The sequence below is a fragment of the uncultured Thermomonas sp. genome, assembly GCF_937872235.1.
Classification (GTDB): Bacteria; Pseudomonadota; Gammaproteobacteria; order Xanthomonadales; family Xanthomonadaceae; genus Thermomonas; species Thermomonas beijingensis.
Genome location: NZ_CALMPC010000008.1, coordinates 23,264 through 29,263, shown reverse-complemented (window position 1 = coordinate 29,263; position 6,000 = coordinate 23,264). Strand labels below are relative to the sequence as shown.

At 62.1% G+C, this 6,000-nt stretch carries 9 protein-coding genes; 3 read left to right on the top strand and 6 right to left on the bottom strand.

The genetic code is table 11. The annotated features are described in order from the left end of the window. Nucleotides 1-432 (top strand): diffusible signal factor-reguated Ax21 faimly protein (locus QWB57_RS00985; RefSeq protein ID WP_288967937.1); only part of this gene is annotated, 432 nt, incomplete at its 5' end. A gap of 86 nt (nucleotides 433-518) precedes the next feature. Here QWB57_RS00985 and QWB57_RS00980 read toward each other — a convergent pair. From QWB57_RS00980 to QWB57_RS00960, 5 genes are all read right to left on the bottom strand, one after another. Next, nucleotides 519-1,544, bottom strand: coding sequence for an NAD(P)H-dependent glycerol-3-phosphate dehydrogenase (locus QWB57_RS00980; protein ID WP_223629453.1), 1,026 nt, complete (start codon nucleotides 1,542-1,544; stop codon nucleotides 519-521). A gap of 16 nt (nucleotides 1,545-1,560) precedes the next feature. Then, complete coding sequence (gene secB / locus QWB57_RS00975) at nucleotides 1,561-2,082, bottom strand: protein-export chaperone SecB (protein ID WP_223629373.1); 522 nt, start codon at nucleotides 2,080-2,082, stop codon at nucleotides 1,561-1,563. A 148-nt stretch (nucleotides 2,083-2,230) separates the two neighbouring features. Continuing rightward, nucleotides 2,231-2,665 carry a rhodanese-like domain-containing protein gene (locus tag QWB57_RS00970; protein ID WP_223629372.1) on the bottom strand — a complete coding sequence of 145 codons (435 nt, stop codon included), beginning with the start codon at nucleotides 2,663-2,665 and terminating at the stop codon, nucleotides 2,231-2,233. Nucleotides 2,666-2,740: 75 nt separating this feature from the next. Beyond that, complete coding sequence (locus QWB57_RS00965; RefSeq protein WP_223629371.1) at nucleotides 2,741-3,157, bottom strand: hypothetical protein; 417 nt, start codon at nucleotides 3,155-3,157, stop codon at nucleotides 2,741-2,743. A gap of 81 nt (nucleotides 3,158-3,238) precedes the next feature. Then, nucleotides 3,239-3,706 carry a YiiD C-terminal domain-containing protein gene (locus QWB57_RS00960; RefSeq protein ID WP_288967935.1) on the bottom strand — a complete coding sequence of 156 codons (468 nt, stop codon included), beginning with the start codon at nucleotides 3,704-3,706 and terminating at the stop codon, nucleotides 3,239-3,241. A gap of 45 nt (nucleotides 3,707-3,751) precedes the next feature. Between QWB57_RS00960 and QWB57_RS00955 the strand changes: the two genes are divergently transcribed. Further along, nucleotides 3,752-4,534 (top strand): uroporphyrinogen-III synthase, encoded by a 783-nt coding sequence (locus QWB57_RS00955; RefSeq protein ID WP_288967933.1) that lies wholly within the window; start codon nucleotides 3,752-3,754, stop codon nucleotides 4,532-4,534. Nucleotides 4,535-4,542: 8 nt separating this feature from the next. Next, nucleotides 4,543-5,454 (top strand): oxygen-dependent coproporphyrinogen oxidase, encoded by a 912-nt coding sequence (gene hemF, locus QWB57_RS00950; protein WP_288967945.1) that lies wholly within the window; start codon nucleotides 4,543-4,545, stop codon nucleotides 5,452-5,454. On the opposite strand, the gene QWB57_RS00945 is transcribed toward hemF, so the two are convergent. Then, nucleotides 5,451-5,936 (bottom strand): YetF domain-containing protein, encoded by a 486-nt coding sequence (locus QWB57_RS00945; RefSeq protein WP_223629368.1) that lies wholly within the window; start codon nucleotides 5,934-5,936, stop codon nucleotides 5,451-5,453. The genes hemF and QWB57_RS00945 overlap by 4 nt on opposite strands. Nucleotides 5,937-6,000: the final 64 nt, after the last annotated feature.

The following is a 6,000-nucleotide window of genomic DNA, read 5'->3' as shown; positions in this document are numbered from 1 at the left end:
GCCGACGGCTGGGGCCTGAACGGCTCGGTGGCCGTACATCCGAATTTCCATCTGTTCGCTGACTATTCCAACCAGAAGATCAAGCACACCAGCGTTGATTTCGACCAGTGGCGCGTGGGTGGCGGCTACAACACGCAGATTGGCAAGAACACCGACTTCGTGGCCAATGTGGCCTATGAGAAGCTGGACGCCGGCGCTGGCATCACGGCCGATGGCTACAGCATCGAAGGCGGTGTGCGCAGTGCGTTGACGCCAAACATCGAAGGCTACGCCATGCTCGGGTATATGGATGGCAACCACGTCAAAGGCGAGGCCTATGGCCGCTTGGGCGCCACTGCCAAATTCAACCAGAACTGGGGCGTCAATGCCGACGTGCGCGTCGTCAACGGCGGCGATACCCAGTGGTTCGTGGGCCCGCGCTTCAGCTGGTAAACCGGGCAACACCGTGCAACACCCGAACGCCCGGCAATGCCGGGCGTTTTCAGTTGGCTTGCCTGGGTGTGCTCAAACGCAGACGCTCAACCGAACAAGTCCTGCGGGTACTCGGCTTTCTGTTCGCGCGCCATCAATCGCGCCAATCCTTCTGCGGGAGTCACACTTCCATGCAGGACGTCGCGCACGCCCTCTGCAATCGGCAGTTCGATACCGTGCAGGGTGGCCAGCCGCATCACTTCATCGGCGGTTTGGATCGATTCCACTACTTGACCAATTTCGCGCACCGCATCCTCGATCGAGGAGCCGCGCCCCAGCGCCAAGCCCAGCCGACGGTTGCGTGACAAATCGCCGGTACTGGTCAGCACCAAGTCACCCAAGCCGGCCAAGCCCATCAGGGTTTCCGGACGGCCGCCCAGGGCGATATTCAGCCGCAGCATTTCATTCAGGCCACGGGTAATCAGCCCGGCGCGGGCGTTCAACCCCAGCCCCATGCCATCGGCCACGCCGGTGGCCACCGCCAGCACGTTTTTCATCGCCCCGCCCAGCTCGGCGCCGCGCATGTCGTTGCCGGTATAGGCACGAAACGCCGGGCCGTGCAGCACATCGGCCACCTGCCGGCAAAACACGGCATCGTCCGAATGCACGGTCAGTGCGGTGGGCAACCCTTGCGCCACTTCCTTGGCAAACGACGGCCCAGTCACCACCGCCAACGGCACGTCATCACCCAATACTTCGGCAGCAACTTCATGCAGAAAGCGGCCACTGCCCGGCTCGAAGCCCTTGGTCGCCCACGCCACCCCGGCCTGCGGCGGGCGCAACGGGGCGAGCGCGCGCAAGGTTTCAGCGAACGCATGCGAGGGCACCACCACCAGCACCAAAGCGGCATCGACCAGCGCCTCGTGCAAGGAGGTGGTGGCACGCAGGTTGCCGGGCAACGCAATGCCCGGCAGATAACGCGGATTTTCGCCGCCCCCATCGATTGTCGCCACGGTGGCCACATCGCGGCCCCACAACACGGTGGGGTGACCATGACGGGCAATCAAGGCGGCCAGCGCGGTGCCCCAAGAGCCCGCGCCAAGTACGGCAACCGCCGGTTTAGCGGACGGCATCATGCAACCGAGTCGCTCAGGCGTTGCCGGCAATTTCAGCGTTGGCCAATTCGCCGCCAGCTTGCTGTTCGCTACGCTGGCGCAGGGTTTCTCCGTACAGTGCATCGAAGTTGATCGGCTGCATCGGGAACGGCGGGAAGCCACCCGCGGTGATCAGCTGGCCGACGGCGGCACTGGCGTAGGGGTACAGGATGTTCGGGCACTGGATACCCAGCATCGCGTCCAGAATATGGTCTTCCATGCCGCCCAAACCAAACACGCCACACTGCTCCACTTCGGCCAGATAAGCGGTCTTGCCATTCAAGGTGCAGGTCAGGGTGATGCCCAGGCTGACTTCGAATGCGGTGTCGGCCAGACGCTGCACTTTCTGGTTCAACTTCATCTGCAAGTCCGGCTGGCCTTGTTCGTTGAACACCTGCGGTGCGTTCGGCGCCTCGAAGGACAGATCCTTCACATACAACTTCTCGACAGTGAAGAGAGGGCCTTGCGGCTGGGCATCGGCAACCGGAGCGGCACCGTTCAGGGTTTCATCGGACATGGACAACTCCAAGGTATGCGTATGAATGTGCACAAGGCGCACAAGTAAAAGGGAATTATCGCACCGTTGGCGGGCGATAACCTAGGACATGGGGTGACCCGCGCCATTCACAAGGGCAACCGATCCCCCGCCGAAGCTTGCAGGCGGCTTAGCGCCCCTTGACCAGCGGCAAGTCGGCCGACTGCCACGCCTGGATGCCACCCTCCAATACCGCCACCTGTGCGAAGCCCGCCTTGCGCAGGCGTTTGGCTGCAGTCGTAGCAGTCTGGCCAACCTGGCACACCAACACGACAGGCAGTGATTTGGCGGGGGCCAGTGCCTTGTTTTCAGGATCGAACTGGCTCATCTGCACGTTCTTGGCACCGGCAATATGGCCTTTTTCGAAATCACCGATCGCGCGCAAATCCACGACCAAGGCGTTATCGCGATTGACCAAGGCGGTCAGTTGCGCCGGGCCGATGCGCCGCACGCCGCTCAGCAGGCCAAGGATTTCATTGACGATGATGGCTACCGTCAGGCCCACCAAAGCCAGCGACAACACGGGATTACGGCCAGCAAAGGCGGCCAGGTCGGCAAAGGTCACGGCAACTACCACGAATCACGGGGCGGCAATTGTACCTGCCGCCCCGTCTGCACGCGCCAACTTTGCGGGCGCAGCTTACTCACCCTGCCACAAATCCGGCATTCCCGAGGTCAGCCACCAGGTTTTGGCAGCCTCGTCATAGCGCCAGCGCTCGCGGTAGCGCACGCTGCGTTCGGCCAAGGTGTTGCGATTGATGACGCCAATTTCGATGTCGCGCACCACATCCCCCCCCACGATGCTGCTGCCGGTATCGCGATAGGTCGAAATCTGGACTTGTTTGAAACGGGAAAAATCCAGATCGGTCATCGGGTGGGCTTCGCGCACCTTGGGATCGACCAGACCCCATGCGCCCTCGAAGTCGCCCCAGCGAATCGCTGCCGACCAGGTGTACTGAATTTCATCCAGTGCGGTGCCCTTGCTGGCAGACTTCGGGCAACCCGCCAACATCGCCAAGCAAGCGATCAACACACAGCGCAGTGCCAGTTTGAACATTGCAGACTCTCCAGCGGGGGAAGCCCGCATCCTAGCTGGTTTATGCCGCAGGTTTATGGCGCGGCCTTGCAGGTACTGCCCTCATGCCTTGGCAATCGCGACGTAACGACCCACAAAGGTTGCCGCCACTCCCCCATCCTGCAACAGGGTATTGGCCTTCAACCGGATACTCACCCGCCCCTGTTTGCGCAACCTGTCCACCAACTGCGCATGCTCGCTGGCATCATCGAACACCGCCTCCACCACGATGTCTTCAAACACCGGCTTGAGGTAGCGCACCCGTGAATCAGCGACAAAAATATCGGCATGCAGGCCGGCGCTTTCCACCTCCAGCGAAATCAAGCCCCACGCGCCAATCGTCATCAGTGATACCAGGCTGCCACCAAATGCGCAGCCCTTGTCGTTGATATTGGCCGCCAGCGGTGCCCGCAGGCGCAGCGTGCCTGCGTGCCAATCCAGAATCCGCGGTTGCATGCAGGCCACCGGCGGCATGCCATTGAAATGTACGGCCAGAGCATCCAGCGCTGCGGGGTTCACGTGTGCGTCCATGCCACTAGCCTGCCGCATCCGTGCTTGCTGTGCCAAGCTTGGCGCATGCCGCGCCTTATCGATCAAGCACTTCCACTTCAAGACTGCACCGTATTGTCGCTGCGTCCGCGCAGACAACACGCCAGCCTGCGTGCCGCGGCAGCGCGCTTGGGCGCACGCGTGCTGGCCATTTCACCGATCGCCATCACCGCACAGGATGATGCGCAAACACGCGGCGCATTGGCCACGGCACTGAAAGCCGATGTGGTGCTATTCACCAGCCCCAACGCAGCGCGTACCGCCATCACACTGACATCACCGGGCATGCGCCGCCAGCAAAGCTGGATTGCGGTGGGCGCAGGCACCCGGCGCGCATTGGTGCGTGCGGGTATCGACGCCATCGCACCGGCGCGGATGGATAGCGAAGGACTGTTGGCACTCCCGGCACTGGCGCAAGTGCAAGGCAAGCGCATCGGTCTGATTACCGGGCAAGGTGGGCGCGGCGTTTTGCAACCAGCACTGGAAGCACGTGGCGCGCAGGTCATCCGTGTCGATGTGTATGCGCGCAGCACCGTGTCGATTCCAGAGCATCGCTGGCGGTTGCTGGCCGCTGTGTTGCAAACGCCACAACGCATAGGCTTGGCGCTAACGAGCGCCGAAGCGCTGCACGCACTGCTGGCCCAAATACCAGCGTCTTTGCTGCCTGGATTGCAAGGCATGCATGTGCTTGCCGCCAGTGAACGTTTGGCAATCACCGCACGCGACGCGGGGTTCAACAAGGTGGTGATTGCCAGCAGCCCACAGCCACGGGCACTGATGATGGCGATGCTCACTACAATGTCGGCATGAACCCGGCCATTCCTGCCATCGACACCATCCGCGCCTACCTCACCGGCCTGCAAGACCGCATCTGCGCGGACATTGCAGCGGCCGATGGCAGTGCCACCTTCCACGAAGACCACTGGCAACGCGCCGAAGGTGGTGGTGGGCGCACCCGGATCCTGCGTGATGGTGCAGTATTCGAGCAGGCGGGGATCGGGTTTTCCGATGTCTCCGGCAACACCTTGCCGCCGTCGGCGAGCGTGGCGCGGCCGGAACTGGCGGGCACCTCGTGGCGGGCGGTGGGGGTGTCGCTGGTCTTCCATCCGCGCAATCCGTATCTGCCCACCACCCACGCCAATGTGCGCCATTTTCGCGCCATGCGCGGCGATGACACGGTGGCGTGGTGGTTTGGTGGTGGCTTTGATTTGACCCCGTTCTATCCGTTTGATGAAGACGTGCTGCATTGGCACCAGACCGCACATGCGTTATGCGAACCATTCGGCGGCGACCAGCGCTACGACGCGCACAAACGCTGGTGCGACGAGTACTTCCTGCTCAAGCATCGCAACGAAACCCGTGGCGTGGGCGGCCTGTTTTTCGATGATCTGCATACTGACTTCGACACCGACTTTGCCTATTTGCGCGCAGTGGGCGATGGCTTTCTGGACGCGTATCTGCCGATTGTCGAACGCCGCAAACACACACCCTTTGGCGAGCGTGAACGCCAGTTCCAGCTGTACCGGCGCGGGCGTTATGTCGAGTTCAATCTGGTGTTCGATCGCGGCACGCTGTTCGGCCTGCAATCGGGTGGGCGCAGCGAAAGCATTCTGATGAGCCTGCCGCCACTGGTGCGTTGGGAATACGGCTACACGCCTGCGGCCGGCAGTGCCGAAGCACGCCTTGCCCACTACCTGCGCCCGCGCGATTGGCTGCGCGAGTTGCGCTAACCCGATTTTTTGTCGCGCAGCTCAATGCTGATGTGGCCATTGGTCTCAAGTATGGCGCGCTGGATGTCAGCCACATCGGCGCAGCCGGCCTGCCGCATGGCGGTTTCGAAATCGGCGGTGCTCACCAATTGTTTGCGCAGCATGGCGTGATCCACCCGCCCGGCGTGCGCCAACATCACCGGCGCACCTTCCACCAAGCGACGAAACCCGGCATGCCGCGCCGACCCCCATGCCACCGCGTAATTCAGGACGATCAAGGTGCTGGCCATGATCAAGGCGCCGGTCAGTGAGTTATCGCCGCCATTGATGCCGTTTTGCACGGCATTGCCGATCAGGATCAACAAGATCAGATCGAACGGAGTGAACTGCCCGACCGCACGTTTGCCGGACACGCGCATCAATACCATCACCAGAACGTAGATCACGCTGGCACGCAGCACAAAATGCCAGCACGGTGCAGACAACTCAAACAACGCGTTCAAGACCGGCTCCTCTGGCCATTGCGCCATGAGTGTAGCGGCCCGTACTGCCCCATACATGACCCAA